The sequence below is a fragment of the Bacillus paramobilis genome (assembly GCF_038096195.1).
GTDB lineage: Bacteria > Bacillota > Bacilli > Bacillales > Bacillaceae_G > Bacillus_A > Bacillus_A mobilis.
This window is the reverse complement of sequence record NZ_CP151108.1, coordinates 4,875,596-4,893,035: the sequence shown is the minus strand read 5'-3', so window position 1 is coordinate 4,893,035 and position 17,440 is coordinate 4,875,596. Positions and strand designations below refer to the sequence as shown.

The 17,440-nt window shown below is 35.5% G+C and carries 14 protein-coding genes, 1 pseudogene and 1 riboswitch; of the genes and pseudogenes, 8 read left to right on the top strand and 7 right to left on the bottom strand.

Annotated features, from left to right (window positions below; all coding sequences use genetic code 11):
- The first annotated feature begins 153 nt into the window (after positions 1–153).
- Positions 154–534 carry a hypothetical protein gene (locus tag AABL52_RS25010; RefSeq protein ID WP_000424110.1) on the top strand — a complete coding sequence of 127 codons (381 nt, stop codon included), beginning with the start codon at positions 154–156 and terminating at the stop codon, positions 532–534.
- 27 nt (positions 535–561) lie between these two features.
- On the opposite strand, the gene AABL52_RS25005 is transcribed toward AABL52_RS25010, so the two are convergent.
- Entirely contained in the window at positions 562–1,194 is a 633-nt protein-coding gene (locus tag AABL52_RS25005; RefSeq protein ID WP_341518651.1) for a cyclase family protein, read from the bottom strand.
- An 85-nt stretch (positions 1,195–1,279) separates the two neighbouring features.
- Positions 1,280–1,392, bottom strand: a riboswitch (SAM riboswitch).
- Positions 1,393–1,541: 149 nt separating this feature from the next.
- Between AABL52_RS25005 and AABL52_RS25000 the strand changes: the two genes are divergently transcribed.
- Both AABL52_RS25000 and AABL52_RS24995 read left to right on the top strand, forming a co-directional pair.
- Complete coding sequence (locus tag AABL52_RS25000) at positions 1,542–2,651, top strand: PRK06851 family protein (protein WP_341518650.1); 1,110 nt, start codon at positions 1,542–1,544, stop codon at positions 2,649–2,651.
- A gap of 120 nt (positions 2,652–2,771) precedes the next feature.
- On the top strand, positions 2,772–3,554 hold the full coding sequence (locus AABL52_RS24995; RefSeq protein ID WP_341518649.1) for a nucleotidyltransferase domain-containing protein: 783 nt from the start codon (positions 2,772–2,774) through the stop codon (positions 3,552–3,554).
- Between the two features lie 14 nt (positions 3,555–3,568).
- On the opposite strand, the gene AABL52_RS24990 is transcribed toward AABL52_RS24995, so the two are convergent.
- Positions 3,569–4,870 carry an MFS transporter gene (locus tag AABL52_RS24990; RefSeq protein WP_341518648.1) on the bottom strand — a complete coding sequence of 434 codons (1,302 nt, stop codon included), beginning with the start codon at positions 4,868–4,870 and terminating at the stop codon, positions 3,569–3,571.
- A 295-nt stretch (positions 4,871–5,165) separates the two neighbouring features.
- A complete protein-coding gene (locus AABL52_RS24985; RefSeq protein WP_341518647.1) occupies positions 5,166–6,692 on the bottom strand; it encodes an FAD-dependent oxidoreductase in 1,527 nt (508 codons plus the stop codon).
- A 582-nt stretch (positions 6,693–7,274) separates the two neighbouring features.
- Here AABL52_RS24985 and AABL52_RS24980 point away from each other — a divergent pair.
- A complete protein-coding gene (locus tag AABL52_RS24980) occupies positions 7,275–8,360 on the top strand; it encodes a fatty acid desaturase family protein (protein ID WP_098258448.1) in 1,086 nt (361 codons plus the stop codon).
- A 52-nt stretch (positions 8,361–8,412) separates the two neighbouring features.
- Here the strand turns inward: AABL52_RS24980 and AABL52_RS24975 are convergent, their stop codons facing one another.
- The 3 genes from AABL52_RS24975 to AABL52_RS24965 all read right to left on the bottom strand — a co-directional run bounded on the left by AABL52_RS24975 (position 8,413) and on the right by AABL52_RS24965 (position 10,816).
- Entirely contained in the window at positions 8,413–9,105 is a 693-nt protein-coding gene (locus AABL52_RS24975; protein ID WP_000461617.1) for an amino acid ABC transporter permease, read from the bottom strand.
- 93 nt (positions 9,106–9,198) lie between these two features.
- Positions 9,199–9,993: an ABC transporter substrate-binding protein gene (locus tag AABL52_RS24970; protein WP_000823732.1), complete on the bottom strand. Its 795-nt coding sequence runs from the start codon at positions 9,991–9,993 to the stop codon at positions 9,199–9,201.
- Between the two features lie 100 nt (positions 9,994–10,093).
- Positions 10,094–10,816 (bottom strand): amino acid ABC transporter ATP-binding protein, encoded by a 723-nt coding sequence (locus AABL52_RS24965; RefSeq protein WP_341518646.1) that lies wholly within the window; start codon positions 10,814–10,816, stop codon positions 10,094–10,096.
- Between the two features lie 210 nt (positions 10,817–11,026).
- On the opposite strand from AABL52_RS24965, the pseudogene AABL52_RS27180 reads away from it, so the two are divergent.
- Both AABL52_RS27180 and AABL52_RS24960 read left to right on the top strand, forming a co-directional pair.
- Positions 11,027–11,329, top strand: a pseudogene (locus AABL52_RS27180) (HAMP domain-containing protein); the annotation flags it as partial.
- Positions 11,330–11,368: 39 nt separating this feature from the next.
- Positions 11,369–12,319 (top strand): methyl-accepting chemotaxis protein, encoded by a 951-nt coding sequence (locus tag AABL52_RS24960; RefSeq protein ID WP_422677943.1) that lies wholly within the window; start codon positions 11,369–11,371, stop codon positions 12,317–12,319.
- A 31-nt stretch (positions 12,320–12,350) separates the two neighbouring features.
- On the opposite strand, the gene AABL52_RS24955 is transcribed toward AABL52_RS24960, so the two are convergent.
- On the bottom strand, positions 12,351–13,685 hold the full coding sequence (locus AABL52_RS24955) for an FAD-dependent oxidoreductase (protein WP_341518645.1): 1,335 nt from the start codon (positions 13,683–13,685) through the stop codon (positions 12,351–12,353).
- Between the two features lie 245 nt (positions 13,686–13,930).
- Here AABL52_RS24955 and AABL52_RS24950 point away from each other — a divergent pair, with 245 nt between their 5' ends.
- Together AABL52_RS24950 and AABL52_RS24945 are read left to right on the top strand one after the other, a co-directional pair.
- Positions 13,931–15,595, top strand: coding sequence for a glycoside hydrolase family 13 protein (locus AABL52_RS24950; RefSeq protein WP_341518644.1), 1,665 nt, complete (start codon positions 13,931–13,933; stop codon positions 15,593–15,595).
- 205 nt (positions 15,596–15,800) lie between these two features.
- Positions 15,801–17,438 carry a PTS transporter subunit IIBC gene (locus AABL52_RS24945; protein WP_000705545.1) on the top strand — a complete coding sequence of 546 codons (1,638 nt, stop codon included), beginning with the start codon at positions 15,801–15,803 and terminating at the stop codon, positions 17,436–17,438.
- The last annotated feature ends 2 nt before the right edge of the window (positions 17,439–17,440 follow it).

The window sequence follows — 17,440 nt, the reverse complement described above, 5'->3', positions numbered from 1 at the left end:
AAGAAGGGTTTTTTTTATAAAATACTTCGTTTATAATGGAGGAAAATATCGACATGAAATTTGTTATTCATGTAACGGTTCGGTAGTGTTAGAAAAAGAAGGGGTGCACGCGCATCCTTTTTTCTATGCAGATATTATGAAAGAGGTGGTATGATGGAATTAACATTAAATTCGACTGTATGTTTACACACGATTCAATTTCGAAAAGAGCAAAAGAATTATATTGTAAAAGATACAATTACAGGAGAAAAATATGAAATGCCGCCACTTTGGATTGATGCATTGGCAATGATGCGTGACGGTTTTTTATTGGGAGAAATTGAGGAGAAATTAAAAGAAGAGTATCCAGACGAAGAAATAAATATGTTAGCATTTACGAGGCAACTGTTAGAGCTAGAGCTTGTCGGAATGGTAGATGGGGAAGAAATAGCTTGTACAAAGAAGAAAGAGAAAGATTATTTGGCTTGGTTACGTCCTCGTGTTGAGCAATTCTTTCTTGGTTTAAATAAAAAAAATAGAAGCAAAGGTCAATGATGATCTTTGCTTTTTTGTATAGTTTGTTTAAAAAATTACAGCGAATGCCCTTGCAAAAGCACCGTCGCTATCTTTAATTTTTAAAGGTGCCGCTGAGAAAAAGAAACGTTTCGTTTGAATGGCATCTAAGTTTGTTAAGTTTTCAATTAAATAAATATTATTCCCAAGTAGTATGTGATGAATTGGTGATGTTTCTGTCGTTACCTCATCAGGAGAAATGAAATCTAGGCCGACCGATTTTACTTTTAATTGAACTAATTCCTCGGCTAATTCTTCAGAAAGATAAAAAGCTTCTTGTTCATACGCTTCTGTGTTCCATTTAGTAGATAGATTGGAGTGAAAAATAACAATATCTCCTTCTTTTATGTCAGCATTGTGCAATACTTCTTTAGGTAGTTTTCGTTCTTGTACATGAGTTACATCAATAAGAACAGCTTCGCCTATAAATTGATCTAGGGGTAATTGATCAATAGTCGTTGCGCCTGAAATGAAATGCGCAGGAGCATCACAATGCGTGCCAACATGAACGACAGAATGAAAATCTGTAACTTGATAGCCTGTCTCTTCAACGCTTGTAATGGCTCCTAAATTGATTTTTGGTGTTCCAGGGAATTGGGACATATTGTTTTCAAATGTTTGTGATAGGTCAATTACTTTCAATTTAAATACCTCCAATATATGTTTTGAAATATAAAAAACTCACCTTTCATAATCAAGAAAGATGAGTTTTGCACACAATAGTTACGTTTTATCTTTCAAAATGCAATGCATTTTGCAGGAATTAGCACCTATTCAGTTTGTATAAACTGAGGTTGCTGGGCGTCAAAGGGCCGGTCCCTCTGCCTCTCTTGATAAAGACATATTAAATTTTTGGTTCTGAATATTCATTGTATTTAAATTGTAATTCATTTCCTTTTTTCGCGCAATACAAAATAGGTATTCACCCAAATAAAGTTGCTCGCATATTGTAGCTTATGTAAATAGAATGCTGCGAAGGAGTGAGTGCAGTGACAGGGAATGTATTGAATTATTACGCTGGTGGAAATACAGCTAGAGGATTTCATAATTTATATGATGAGAATTTGAAAGGGTTAGACAGATTATTTATTTTAAAGGGTGGTCCTGGAACCGGGAAATCTTCTTTAATTAAGGCAATAGGTCGTGAATGGGTTGAAAAAGGATATGATATTGAATTTTTACATTGTTCTTCCGATAATAAATCGGTTGATGGTGTAATTATCCCGAAGTTAAAAGTAGGAATTGTTGATGGAACATCTCCCCATGTTATCGAGCCGAAAATGCCAGGAGTTGTTGAGGAGTATATTAATTTAGGAGTTGCTTGGGACTCAGATAAATTAAGAAAGCAGAAGGTGGAAATTGAACGATTTGTTTCAGAAGCAAGCAAAGCTTTTCAAGCTGCTTACGCTTGTTTTCAAGAGGCTCTAATTATACATGATGAGTGGGAGAAAATATATATTAATAATATTGATTTTAATAAAGCAAATGACCTAACAGATCAGCTGATTCAGAAGCTATTTACAGATAAAGGCGGGAAACAATCGCTTGTGAAACATCGCTTTTTAGGAGCAGCTACACCAAAAGGAGCAGTTGATTTTGTTCCTAATTTAACAGAAGGATTATCACATCGTTATTTTATAAAAGGACGCCCAGGCTCTGGGAAATCAACAATGCTCAAAAAATTAGCTAAGGCAGCAGAAGAAAAAGGCTTTGCGGTTGAAGTATATCATTGTGGATTTGATCCAAATAGTCTTGATATGGTTATCGTAAGAGAGTTAGGGTTTGCCATTTTTGATAGTACCGCACCACATGAATATTTTCCGAGTCGCGAAGGTGATGAAGTTATAGATATGTATGCCCTGATCGTGACACCAGGGACAGATGAGAAGTATGCGACAGAAATTCGCGACGTGTCGATTCAATATAAAGCAAAAATGAATGAGGCGATGTCTTTCTTAGCGAAAGCGAAATCAGTTCGTGATAAATTAGAACGAATTTATATTGCTGCTATGGATTTTTCAAAAGTAGATGCATACAAAGAGGAGATTCAAAAAGAGTTTGAACGAATTGCGGTTAGTGTAAGAGAAAAGAACAAGTAAAAATAAGGAACTTTGGCAGGCTGTCGGGAATTTTCTGACAGCTATTTTAGTATGTAGTAAACTTAGTAATATATTTGTCGAATTTCCAAGGAAATAATCAAAAAATGGAGAGGGTATGAAATGAGAGAGAAAATTAGGTCGGAGTTAGAAAGAATTGAACAAGAGAATGATGTGAAAATTTTATTTGCGGTAGAATCAGGGAGTCGTGCTTGGGGATTTCCATCGAAAGATAGCGATTATGATGTTAGGTTTGTTTATATGCATCCGGTAGAGTGGTATTTATCAATTCATGATAAACGAGATGTAATTGAGTATCCGATTAGTGATGATTTAGATATAAGTGGATGGGATATTAAAAAGGCGTTACAACTATTCGCAAAGTCAAACTCAGCTTTACTTGAATGGATTCGATCACCAATTTTTTATTCGAAAAACACTCATTTTCCAGAACAGCTTCAGCAAATGAGTGATAAGCAATTTGATCCAAAAGCAACGATATATCATTACTTACATATGGCTTCAAAAAATTATCGTGAATTTTTGCAAGGTGAGAATGTAAAATTGAAAAAGTACTTTTATGTATTACGTCCTATTTTAGCTTGTAAGTGGTTAGAGGAGAAAACAACTTTGCCTCCTGTAGAATTCGATCGATTGATTACAGAATTATCATTAGAACGTAGCGTACTAGATGAAATTGGACAGTTGTTAATAAAGAAAAAGGCAGGTACTGAATTAGATATTGGATTGAAAATTGAGGTGTTGAACCAATTTTTAGAAGAACAAATTCATTACTATGAGCAATATGTAAAAGGAATTGAAAAGGGATCAGGGATTGATATTGAGAGTTTGAATACATTGTTTCGAGATATGTTGTTTGCAGTATATGAAAAAGAGCACAAGTGAGTTTGTGCTCTTTTTTATTTTGTAGGAATAAAGAAAACGGATATAGCTGCAAGAAGACCTGCAAATGAGAATAAGTAAAAATTCCATGCTAAGTCGTATTGCATTGTCATAATAATACCGACAAGAATAGGACCAGCAATTGCACCAACTCGGCCAAGTCCAAGTCCCCAACCTAAGGAAGTAGCCCGGATATGGGATGGGAAGTATTGTGTTACATATGCATTTAATATTTGAGTAATGCCGACTGATCCAATTCCAGCAAGACCAATTAAAAGATAGATGATTGTAACAGATGGTTTAATTGTTAATAGTCCAATACATATAGCTGCCATAAGATAGGAGATGCTAATAACAATTTTAGCTCCTATACGATCCGCGATTGCTCCAGCAAATAATGCACCGATAGCGGCAGTAATATTTAGCATAAGTAGAAATGATAAACTAGATCCAAGAGGGTATCCTGCTTGGCGCATCATCTGTGGTAACCAAGTATTTAAACCATATATTAAAAACATTCCCATTATATAAGTAATCCAAAAAAGTAGCGTTGCTTTTATGTATTCTTTTGAGAATAGAGTAAGAAATCCGTTTTTCTTTTGTGTATTAGCTGGTGTTTCAGGAATTTCATCTTTTTCATGGAATTCAATTTGAAAACGATTAAGAATTTGGTTCACTTCTTCTTGGCGATTACGTGATAATAAAAATTGAATGGATTCAGGTAAATAACGGATAATGAAAGGAATGAGGAGCAGTGGAATCATTCCGATGCCAAACATAATTCTCCATCCGAAATCTTCTAACATAAACATAGACAAAATAGCCCCTAACACGATCCCTAAAGGATAGCCAGTAAACATAAGAGCATAAATAAAAGATTGTCGCTTTTTTGGTGAATATTCAACAGTAAGTGCTGAAGCTGTTGGAATAACACCGCCTAATCCGATTCCTCCAATAAATCGAAATAGCCCAAATAATTCGGGGGAAGGAGCAAGTGCAGCTAGACCCATTGTGATAGAAAAAAGTGCTAAACAGCATATAAGTGTCCATTTTCGTCCAATTAGATCTGTAATGGTTCCAACTAGAATAGCACCAATAAACATCCCAAATAAAGCATAGCTAGCAATTGTACCAGCGTGTGTCGGTGAAAGTGCCCAGCTTTTGTCTTCTAGGAGTTTTGGTAGAACGGCACCGTAAATACCTAAATCATATCCATCAGCTAGAATGGCTAGCCAACAAATAAAAACAACAAGTTTTGTAATAGAGCTTGAAAAGACAGTTTCTGTAGATTCTAGATGAGGTGGAGCTGAAGGTTGCATAATGTTCACTCCTTTTGATTTATAGATAAATATATTATTTTATTTAATGTTAAAATTCACCTTCTTATGTCGAAATTTATCCCGCTTTAATGGGCAGTAAGACCCCCACCTCAACATTCAGCGAAAGCAAAGAAGTTAGGTGGGGGATCAACGGCCCATAAAAGTCCGATTGGTTCAAATAATAATCAGTGGGGGATGAAGAAAACCCCCACTGATTAAAGTTTCACTTTATCTGAAATGGTTTTATAACAAATAAAGAAGTTCAACAGGATTCCTGTTGAACTTCTTTATTTGTTTACTCATTATCAACTCGCTTTAACGGTTGATCTGCTGGACCTTCCATAACATCGCCCTCAATTGAAAAGCGGGAACCGTGACAAGGACAGTCCCAAGTACAATCACCATTATTCCATTCAACTTCGCAGCCGAGGTGTGTACAAGTTGTATCGACAATATGTAATTTTCCATCTTTGTCTTTATAAGCACCTGCTCGTTTCCCATTAACATGTACGACAGATCCTTCACCAACTTCGAGATCTTCTGGTTTACGTAATGCAGTTTCAATCTTTCCTTCAATTAAATGTTTCGCAACATCAAGGTTTTGGGAGAGGAACGTTTTTATATCTGGATTTGCATGGAAGCGTGATGGTGCATACAGTTCTTTATAAGGACTGTGGACTTTTAGAATGGAGTCTTTCAGTAAATGAGCAGCAGCGGTTCCAGTTGTCATTCCCCATTTACGATATCCAGTTGCAACAAATATATTTGGATTACTCTCGTTAATATGTCCAATATAAGGGAGCTTATCTAGCGTGATTAAATCTTGTGCTGACCATCTATAGGGAACTTCATCTACTCCAAACGTTGCTTCCGCAAAAGAATAAAGTGCTTCGTAATGAAGCATCGTGTTTATTCCTTGTCCTGTTTTATGACTTTCTCCGCCGATTAAAATTAATTTTTCACCATTGTTTGTTGTATAGCGTAAGGAGCGTTTTGGATCATCGATACTTAAATACATGCCACCTGGATAATCCGTTTTTGCTTTGATTGCTAGAGCATAAGATCGTTCAGCATACATTCGCGTAAAGAAAAAGCTATACGCATCATAAAAAGGAAAATGTGAACAAGAGACAACATATTCACAAGTGATGCGATGTCCGCCCTTTGTAATGACTTGTGGATAATCACCCTTTTCCACATCAATAGCGGTTGTTTGTTCATAAACTTTGCCGCCCATCTCCACAAACTTTTCTAAAAGTGTTTTCAAATAAAGAAGGGGATGGAATTGTGCTTGGTTTTTCATGACCAGTGCAGATTGTACGGGAATAGGAATCGATAGAGATTGAACATAGTCACAAGATATATTTAATTTTTCATAGGCTTCATATTCTTTCGATAAATTTCTTAATCCATTATCAGTAGTTGTATATAAATATGAATCTTCATTTGAGAAATTACAGTCGATTTTATATGTTTGCACAGTCTCATTTATGAATTGTAGAGCATGATTATTTGATTCATAGTAAAGCCTTGCCTTTTCCAAACCGAAATGACTTATTAACTCATCATAAATAAGATCATGTTGAGCTGTTACCTTTGCTGTTGTATGCCCAGTTGTTCCGTTTAAAATAAGACCAGAATCAATTAAAACAACATCGATGCCTTCTTTCGCAAGTAAATAGGCAGTAGTAATACCTGTAATACCAGCACCGATAACAGCGACTTTCGTCTTTATATTTTCGGATAAAGGGGGAAAAGCAGGGATTTGAGTAGATTCAATCCAATAAGATAATGGGAATTGTGGAAATGTATCGCTTGTCATTATAGAAACCTCCCGATTTTAGAACAATTTTCCTTTTAATATTTCCATATGATATGAAATTCATGTGTGCTGTTTTAGAAAGAGTCTATTTTTATTAAAAGAAAGATAAAATTATTTTAATATAATTATTTAATGTTGTCGGTATGAAGAGATAGGAGTTGTGTAAAGCTAGATCAAGGTGAGTTTATTTGTTGTTTACATAGAGAATTCTTGAATAAGTTAGAGTCTATAGTATGTCAGTGTATGTAGATGCATAATGGACGAAACCTTATAAATCCTATGTTTTTTCTTTAGTGAAATAAAGTATAATTATAAAAATATAACCAACTTTTATTACTAGGTCATAAAAGTTGTTGACAATATGGAAATTCTATTGATATGATTCATCATGTGGAAAGGTTGATAGAGAGTAAAAAGAGAAATGTTTTTCATTGATAATAAAAGCGAAAAAATAAGTGACGATAGAGTGAGTATATTTTCCTTATACATAGATGCTTTTTAATCAGCTAGTAAAATCAATCTGGAAGCAAGAATTGATATATGTAAGTTGCGCAAGACGCGGCATAAGAAAGGGGCAAAAGGATGAAGGAGCTTCATACGTTTGGGTGGTATGCAGCACGTGTATCACCACATTTGCCGAAAAAAGCATTTAAACCAGTTCCTACTCGTTTATTTGGTGGACTGGCTTATTTGCTTGTGGCATTGGCGGGATTAATATCGATTGGTGTATTTGAATTGAATGTGTGGGCGAATCTAGGAATTGCGATTGTTCTTGGGTTATGTTTTGCTTCACTTGGGTTTTTAGGGCATGAAATTTTACATGGAACTGTTGTAAGAAAGGCATGGCTTCGAGATTTCTTAGGAGCAATTGCGTTTATGCCATTATCAACAGGACCTAAACTGTGGAGAAAGTGGCACAATGCAACGCATCACGTTCATACACAACATGAAGAGAATGATCCAGATGCATGGCCGACACTTGAGAAACTTAAAAAGAGTAAGTTTTTGAGCTGGGTATATCGTATGCCTCTTCATGTACGTTCATTCTTTAGTTTTCTGTCACTAACCATTCAATTTACATTGCATTCGACTCGAATGTTCTTTCATTTTATAAAAGAATTTAAGTCATCCAATCAAAAATCTGTATGGCTTCAACTTCTTTTGCCTTGGACAGTTTGGATTAGTTTATTGTTTATTATGGGACCAGGAAAATGGTTATTTGCATATGTGATTCCGTTGTTAATTGCTAACTTTATTGTAATGGCATATATCGCAACAAATCACCGCTTAAATCCAATTGTTCCAGTAAATGATCCGTTAGCAAACTGTTTATCAGTAACAGTGCCGCGTTGGGTAGACGTTTTACATTTCAATTTCTCATATCATACGGAACACCATTTGTTCCCTGCTATGAGCTCTAAATACTATCCGTTAGTAAAAGATAAAATTAAAGAAATGTGGCCGGAACGCTATCATGAGATGCCAATGACAAAAGCTTTGGCAGCGCTATGGAATACACCACGTGTGTATTATCAAGGAAGTGAATTAGTGGATCCGCATAGAGAGCATTTCTATGGTTCTTTAGGAAATGGACTAGATCCTCATAATATTTCATATCGTGAGGAACATATAGAGGAAGAAGAGAGTATTAAAAAAATAAATCAGTAAAAATTGATATATTTTGCAGTGAAAAAGCAAGCCATTCAGGCTTGCTTTTTTTTTATAAAGAGACTTCTTTTTTATTCTTTTTGCTAAATTGAACTGAATTTGTTTCTTTTCTTTGTAATCGTTTCTCTAAAAGATTAACAAAATAAGTAAATAGAAGAACAAGTACGAGGTAATATAAACCAACGATTATGTATGTATCTAATTGTTGGAAGTTACCTGCAGCAATTGATAAACCTGATCCCCATAATTCGGACAATCCTACATATGCAACGAGCGAAGAATCCTTTAATCCAATAATAAACTGATTTCCTAAAGGAGGAAGAGATTGTCGAAATGCTTGCGGTAATATAATACGGCGCATTGCTAAAGGGTAAGGCATACCTAGAGAGCGAGCGGCTTCTAATTGTCCACGGTCGACAGATTGAATGGATCCGCGGAAAATTTCAGTAATATATGCACCGTTATGGATTGCTAAAGCAATTGCTCCTGCCCAAAAAGGAGTGAAAACAACAACGGATGTAATCCCAAAATAGAGAATGGCAATTTGAACAATTAAAGGTGTACCGCGAATAATGGCGATATATACATGAGCAATACTATTTAAAATCTTATTGCTAGAGATTCGAAAAAAAGCGAATAGTAATCCAATTAGTGAACCGAGTACTAGGGAAGTTAATGTTAATTGTAATGTGACAATAGTAGCCTTTAAGAGTGTGGGATAAGTAGACATGAAAATTTCAAACATATGTGTCACCTCATATTGTATGGATTTTGGTAGGGAATGAAATACCCCACATAAAAAGTGGGGCATAATGTATGAAACATTTGACTAGCAAATTTACTTTGTTTTTTCCTCTTCACCAAGAATATTACGCCCAAACCATTTTTTACTGATTTTTTCATACGTACCATCTTTAATAATTTCATCTAAAGCTTTATTTACTTTCTCAACCATTTCTTTATCATCTTTCCGAATAGCAATTCCCATTTCATCCAGATTTAATGGTTTTCCAGCTTCTTTTATATTTGATTTACCTTCTTTGATCATACGTAAACCGACCATTTGATCAGTGATTACTGCGTCAACACGCCCAGGCTCTAGGTCCATAAGTGCAGTAATATCGCTGTCATATTCTGTGATTTGATCTGTATGTTTTGCAACAAGGGCTTTAAAGGTACTAGCCTTTACAACACCAATTTTCTTACCTTTCAAATCTTCTGGAGAAGAGATAGATGTATTCTTTTTAGCCACAAAAATTTGGGCACCAGAACGATAATAAGGATTTGAGAAATTAACAGCTTTTAAGCGTTCTTCTGTAATTGCCATACTGCCCAATATAGCATCATATTTTTTCGATTGTAGACCTTGAATTAGTGTTTCCCACGGATTTGTAATAGGAGTGGGTTTCATATTCATTTTTTTCGCAAGTGCCTCACCAATTTCCACATCAAAACCGGCAAGCTTTCCGTCATTTTCTTTATAGTTAAAAGGTTTATATAAGCCACTCATCGCATAACGGAATTCTTTTTCACCATTTGAAGAAGTAGTAGCACTTTCCTTACTACAGGCTCCTAGTATGAAGGATGTACATAATGTAATACTCGCAACAATGGTTAATAGTTTTCTTTTCATAAAACCCCTCCTATATATTGATCATACGGATGGTTTTAAGTATGTTATTGAGTTGTGCACCGTATGAATGTATTTCTTTTCGTTTGAAACAGAAGTTACATTATAAAACGTTGCGTAAAAATTGTTTTGCTCGTTCATGTGATGGAGCTGAAAAGAATTGCGTTGGCGGAGCGTCTTCGACAATTTTCCCATCATCCATAAAAATGACGCGATCGGCTACATCCCTTGCGAAATTCATTTCATGAGTAACGATAACCATGGTCATTCCTTCTTCAGCAAGTTCTTTCATAACTTGCAATACTTCTCCAACAAGTTCAGGGTCTAAGGCTGAGGTAGGTTCATCAAATAGCATAATTTTAGGGTTCATAGCAAGAGCTCGTGCTATAGCAATGCGCTGTTTTTGACCACCTGACAGAAGGTGGGGCGTTACATCTGCTTTATCTTGTAGGCCGACTTTTTGCAATAGTTGATTTCCGATTTCCTTTGCGTTTGCTGCTTCTAATTTTTTTACATGAATAGGTGCTTCTATGATGTTTTCTAGTGAGGTCATATGGGGAAAGAGGTTAAAGTGCTGAAAAACCATACCGACATTTTCGCGGACTTTGTTTAAATTTGAATGCTTAGGATTAATTTGTTCACCTTGTAAGTGAATTTCACCTTCATCGTACATTTCTAAAAAGTTCAGACAGCGAAGTAATGTACTTTTACCGGAACCACTGGCACCAATTAAAACAACAACTTCTTTTTCTTTTACTTCTAAATCAATTCCTTTTAAAACATCAAGTGAGCCGAATGACTTTACTAGATTTCGAACCTGAATCATACAAAACCCCCAGTCAAAAATATATTTTACAAATGTTGCCCCTTATTTCTGTTATTAGCCACTAATTGTCAGAATCCTTTATTTTTTTCGTGCAATTGGATATTCAAAGAAATAATGATTTTTAAAATCCCTATATCCTTCTATAATGAAAATATGGATAATAATATATAGGGAGTATTTATATTGCTTATAAAAAGGGGGAAAGAGAAGATGGAAAAAGAAAGGAAAACATTTTCTTTTGGATTACGTACACAACTTATGCTATTCACTACAGTTTTAGCTTTCATTACATATTCAACAAGTATATTTTTTATTTACGTGATATACGATTATTTTCAAAGTTATGTAAGTCAAACTGTATATAATATTATCGTTATGTTATTAGGGGTAGTATGGTCTGGAATTTTAGCATATGGAGCAGCTGTATTTTTAATTAAACCGCTTCGCAAGTTAGAGGAGGCGGCAAGAAAAGCAGCTGAGGGTGATATTCGTGAAGATGTTCCATTACCGAAGATAGATGATGAAATTAAATCTTTAAGTGTTGCATTTAATATGATGTTAGGAAACTTAAGGGGCATGGTAAAAAATATTGATACAACATTTTCTTATACAAACAATCAAGTACAGCAGATTAGAAAACAAACAGGCGAAGCAACGAGACAAGCGCAAGGTGTATCTGAGACTCTTGCAGAGATTTCTTCAGGTGCTGAGCAATCAGCAGCATCAATTCAGGCGATTGTTTCGGCTGTTGATACAACAACTTCCATTGCGAGTGAAGTGGAAGAAAAAGCAAAACAGTCTGATGAGTTGTCTTTAGAAATGGTTCAAGCTTTGGGGCAAAGTACACGAGTCTTTACTTCTTTAATTCAAGGTATTCAAACATTGGCAAAAGAAAATGAAAATTCGATGCAAAATGTACAGAAGTTAGAAGAACGAATGAAACAAGTGGAACATATTGTTTCTGTTGTGAGTGAGATTGCTAGCCAAACGAATTTATTAGCGCTGAATGCTTCTATTGAAGCAGCTCGTGCTGGAGAGCATGGAAGGGGCTTTGCAGTTGTAGCTGAAGAAGTACGTAAACTTGCTGATGAAAGCGATCATTCTGCAAGAAACATATCGCAGTTATTACGGAATATGCAAGAGGAAGTCCAACAAGTCGCATTGAAAATGACAGAGCAAGTGAAAACAGCTAAAGAAGAAGCACAACGTGGGGCAGCTACGGAATTAATTTTAAAAGAAATGTCGTCAAGTATTATGGAAGTTGCCGATGCAACGAAGCAAATTAGTGGCTATATGAACGAACAAGTGAGTCACATTCATCAAACAGGAGCACAGACGAAGGCTGTAGCAGCAATTGCTGAGGAAACATCAGCTGGTTCACAAGAAGTGGCACGTGTGACGTTGCAACAATCTAAAAATATGGTAGTAATCGATCAACTATTAAAGGATTTAGAGAAGCAAGCAGCGGACTTGAAACAAACAATTGAACGATTTTCAATGTAAAAAGGAAGAACAGCATTCTGTTCTTCCTTTTTTACGTATGAAAAGGAGGAATGCTTTGTTGAAACCGAAAAACGTTGCACGGGTCATATAAGGTCTTCACCTTTCGTAGCTTTTGAAAATTAGGGCCATAATAACTAACTTGCCAATTTTTGATATCAATATCAGGCCAATTGACATAGTCACCTAGTGTATAAGGATCTAAGCTTTCTCTTAAATCTTTAACCCAGCGTATGTTACGATTTTCTTCAGCGTCGCATTTCCAAGAGGTAATGTATTCTTGCGCAATAATTGCTTTACGGTGAAAATAAGCTGTTTCAGTAGGAGGAATATTTTCAACAGCACCTACGAGCGATTGGTGCCAAATACTCGCATCTTTATTTGGAGCATGAGAAAGAAAATGTTGCATGATTTGAATTCCTTTAAGAGGGATAGGTTTATACACGTAGGAACCAGAACGCTTAAAGTTTTCAGGAATATTACCGCTATTAAAGAATTGAACCGCTTTTATATACGGAACTTCATCTATAAAATGTGAGGGGGTACCAGTTTCAAGAAGAGGAGATAATAAGGAATGGAGTTCAGAGGGAGGGCCAACAAATTCACCTTTTACTTCAATTTTACTTCGTTGTTTTGCGAATAATTCAATTGATGAAGTGAGACGCTCGTCTATATAAGGTGCCCAGTTTTGCCACGCTTGAAATGCAGCGATAAAATCTTCCCATTCCCATGTAATTGAGAAGATTGATACATTCTTTATAGGATGTACTCGAAAAGTTAAAGAAGTAACAATTCCGAAGTTTCCACCACCCCCACCGCGGCATGCCCAAAACAAGTTATGGTTTTCATGTTCGTTTGCGCGAATGATTTTTGCTCCAAATTTACCGCACGCTTGTACCATTTCAACTTCTACTAATTGATCACATGTTAATCCAAATAAGCGTGAAAGCATACCGATGCCACCGCCAAGTGCTAATCCAACAATTCCAACGCTTGCACTTGTACCAGCCGGTATTGTCACACCATAATTCCAAAGCTCTTTATAAACAGTGCCAAGATTTGCACCAGCTTCAATTGTTGCTGTTAATGTATCTGTATTAACAGTAATGCGATGCAGTTCACTCACATCAATAATAAGTCCTCTATTTAAAAGAGAAAAATTTTCATAGCTATGACGACCGCTTCTTAAGCGAAATGGTACATGACGTTCGCGTGCCCATTTTAAGACGTTGCACACATCATTTTTATTTTGGCAAAAAACAATAATACAGGGGAGTTTTGGAATACTTAAATTTAAATTCATTCGGGCTACGTCATAGTCAGGATCTGAGGGAACAACGATACGACCTGTTAATTTTGTTTGTTTCAATTTATCACTCCTTTCTAAAAATAAGCAGTGCTTTTTATTAATATATGAAAAGCGTATGTAACGTGCGTGGACAAGAGCAGGTGAGGAATGAGATTTGCTTTTGTGAGAAATAAATAAAGCATAAGAATAAGGAATCTACATAGAGTTCAATGAAAACAGTTGCAAACTATTCATATTTTGTTATGATAGTGTTACGAAAACGTTTGCATAAATTTTCCGACGGGATGCAAAAGGAGAGAATTAGTATGAATAAGACATGGTGGAAAGAAGCGGTTGCTTATCAAATTTACCCACGTAGCTTTATGGATTCAAATGGTGATGGTATTGGAGATTTACAAGGTATTATTGCGAAATTGGATTATTTAAAAGATTTAGGTATAGATGTAATTTGGATTTGTCCAATGTATAAGTCACCTAATGATGATAATGGTTATGACATTAGTGATTATCAAGATATCATGGATGAGTTTGGTACGATGGAAGACTTTGATGCTTTACTAGATGAAGTTCATAAGCGTGATATGAAGCTTATTATTGATTTAGTTATTAATCATACAAGTGATGAACATCCATGGTTTATTGAGTCTCGTTCATCTAAAGACAATCCGAAGCGTGATTGGTATATTTGGCACGATGGTAAAGATGGTGCGGAACCAAACAATTGGGAAAGTATTTTTAATGGTTCGGCATGGGAATATGATGAAGTAACAGGACAATATTATTTACATTTATTCTCGCGTAAACAACCAGATTTAAACTGGGAGAATAAAGAAGTTCGCGAAGTGTTATACGATACAGTTAATTGGTGGCTTGATAAAGGAATTGATGGTTTCCGAGTGGATGCAATTAGCCATATTAAAAAAGAAGATGGCTTTAAAGATATGCCAAACCCAAAAGAACTAAAGTATGTACCATCTTTTGATAAACATATGAATGTGGATGGTATTCAACCTTTATTAGAAGAGTTAAAAGAAAATACGTTTTCTAAGTACGATATTATGACTGTTGGTGAAGCGAACGGCGTTAAAATTGAAGATGCTGAGCTTTGGGTTGGAGAAGAGCAAGGTAAGTTCAATATGGTATTCCAATTCGAGCATTTAAGTTTATGGGATGCAGAGAAGAAGAAAGATCTTGATGTTGTAGGATTGAAAAAGGTATTAACGAAATGGCAAAAAGGGTTAGAAAATAAAGGATGGAATGCTTTATATATTGAGAATCACGATAAGCCACGTATCGTTTCAACTTGGGGAGATGATAAACAATATTGGCGTGAAAGTGCAACAGCTCTTGGAGCAATGTATTTCTTTATGCACGGTACACCGTTTATTTATCAAGGACAAGAAATTGGGATGACGAATGTTCAATTCCCAAATATTGAAGATTACGATGATGTAGCAATTAAAAATTTATATCGCGAGAAAATTGCAGAGGGTGTATCACATCAAGATATGATGGAGATTATATGGGCTTCTTGCCGCGATAATTCACGTACACCTATGCAGTGGAACAATGAGATGAATGCTGGCTTTACAACAAGTGCACCTTGGTTTGGTATGAATCCAAACTACAAAGAAATTAATGTTGAAAAGCAAAAGAATGAAGAAAACTCTATTTTTAACTTCTATAAGAAAATGATTGCCCTGAAAAAAGAGCATGATGTACTGAATTACGGCACGTATGATTTACTTTTAGAAGATGATCCGCAAATTTATGTATATACTCGTACATTAAACGATGAAAAAATTGTTGTAATTAGTAATATCTCAAAAGAGGAAGCGGTGTATAATGAGGGCTCATTTGCACTAGAGCGCAAACGTTTGCTTTTAAATAACTATAAAGTTGCGGAACATGAACAAGTAACTACAATCACGTTAAAGCCTTATGAAACAAGGGTTTATCGCATTTTATAATAAAAAAGGATGCTCTTAGAGCATCTTTTTTTATGAAAAATAATAAATTTCTATTGCAAAGTGAAAACGCTTTTATTAAAATAGATTTATGAAAACGGTTGCGTAAAGATAAAGATAAAGTAACATAAGGAATCGTTTTCATAATAGAAACAGAAATTATAATTTAAATCATTATGTTGTTATAAATAAAGGGGAGGAAGAACAGATGAAAATTACGTCTTTTGATTTTTGGCAAAAGTTCGGGAAAGCATTATTAGTTGTTGTAGCTGTAATGCCAGCAGCTGGTTTAATGATTTCTATCGGTAAGTTAATTGGGATGTCTGCTGGGGATATTAACGCAGTTCATACAATCGCTCGCGTAATGGAAGACATCGGTTGGGCAATTATTACAAATCTACACATCTTATTCGCAGTAGCAATTGGGGGATCTTGGGCGAAAGATCGCGCAGGTGGTGCATTCGCAGCACTATTAGCATTCGTCTTAACAAACAGAATTACAGGAGCTATATTTGGTGTAAATGCTGAAATGTTAGCGGATTCAAAAGCGAAAGTTTCTTCAGTATTAGCAGGAGATTTAATTGTAAAAGATTACTTTACTTCTGTACTTGGTGCACCAGCATTAAACATGGGAGTTTTCGTAGGGATTATCACAGGTTTCTTAGGAGCTACTCTATATAACAAATATTATAACTATAACAAACTGCCACAGGCATTAGCATTCTTTAACGGAAAACGATTTGTACCATTCGTTGTAATTGTTTGGTCTACAGTCACTGCAATTGTATTATCACTTTTATGGCCATTCATCCAAAGTGGATTAAATGAATTTGGTCGCTGGATTGCAGCATCTAAAGATAGCGCACCAGTTGTTGCACCGTTTGTATATGGAACGTTAGAGCGTTTACTATTACCATTTGGCTTACACCATATGTTAACGATTCCGATGAACTACACAGAGCTAGGCGGAACATATACGATGTTAACTGGCTCAAAAGTTGGACAAATTGTAGCAGGACAAGATCCATTATGGCTTGCATGGATTACAGATTTAAATAACTTATTAGCAAATGGAGATACAAAAGCATATAACGATCTATTAAATAATGTTGTACCAGCTCGTTTCAAAGCTGGACAAGTTATCGGTTCAACAGCAGCGTTAATGGGGATTGCATTCGCGATGTTCCGTAATGTTGATAAAGAAAAACGTGCAAAATATAAACCAATGTTCTTATCAGCAGCATTAGCAGTATTCTTAACAGGTGTAACAGAACCAATTGAATTCATGTTCATGTTTATTGCTCCAGTATTATATGTTGTATATGCAATTACAACAGGACTTGCATTCGCATTAGCAGATTTAATTAACTTACGTGTTCATGCATTTGGATTTATTGAGTTAATTACTCGTACACCGATGATGGTTAATGCAGGACTAACTAGAGATTTAATCAATTTCGTTATCGTTTCATTAGTATTCTTCGGTCTGAACTTTACATTATTCAATTTCTTAATTAAAAAGTTCAACTTACCAACACCAGGCCGTGCAGGTAACTATATTGATAATGAAGATGAGTCATCAGAAGGAACAGGAAATGTACAAGATGGTTCATTAGCAACAAAAGTTATTGATTTATTAGGTGGTAAAGAAAATATTGCTGACGTAGATGCTTGTATGACGCGTTTACGTGTAACAGTAAAAGATTTAGATGTTGTTGCACCAGAAGCACAATGGAAACAAAATGGTGCTTTAGGACTTATCGTAAAAGATAAAGGTGTACAAGCAGTATATGGCCCGAAAGCTGACGTATTAAAGTCAGACATTCAAGATATGTTAGGTGCGTAATA

Coding starts and splice junctions, on each gene's coding strand:
- AABL52_RS24950 (WP_341518644.1), top strand. CDS start 13,931: ATGAATAAGACATGGTGGAAAGAAGCGGTTGCTTATCAAATTTACCCA.
- AABL52_RS24995 (WP_341518649.1), top strand. CDS start 2,772: ATGAGAGAGAAAATTAGGTCGGAGTTAGAAAGAATTGAACAAGAGAAT.
- AABL52_RS24965 (WP_341518646.1), bottom strand. CDS start 10,816: ATGATTCAGGTTCGAAATCTAGTAAAGTCATTCGGCTCACTTGATGTT.
- AABL52_RS24945 (WP_000705545.1), top strand. CDS start 15,801: ATGAAAATTACGTCTTTTGATTTTTGGCAAAAGTTCGGGAAAGCATTA.
- AABL52_RS24960 (WP_422677943.1), top strand. CDS start 11,369: ATGATGTTAGGAAACTTAAGGGGCATGGTAAAAAATATTGATACAACA.
- AABL52_RS24980 (WP_098258448.1), top strand. CDS start 7,275: ATGAAGGAGCTTCATACGTTTGGGTGGTATGCAGCACGTGTATCACCA.
- AABL52_RS25010 (WP_000424110.1), top strand. CDS start 154: ATGGAATTAACATTAAATTCGACTGTATGTTTACACACGATTCAATTT.
- AABL52_RS24985 (WP_341518647.1), bottom strand. CDS start 6,692: ATGACAAGCGATACATTTCCACAATTCCCATTATCTTATTGGATTGAA.
- AABL52_RS24970 (WP_000823732.1), bottom strand. CDS start 9,993: ATGAAAAGAAAACTATTAACCATTGTTGCGAGTATTACATTATGTACA.
- AABL52_RS24975 (WP_000461617.1), bottom strand. CDS start 9,105: ATGTTTGAAATTTTCATGTCTACTTATCCCACACTCTTAAAGGCTACT.
- AABL52_RS24990 (WP_341518648.1), bottom strand. CDS start 4,870: ATGCAACCTTCAGCTCCACCTCATCTAGAATCTACAGAAACTGTCTTT.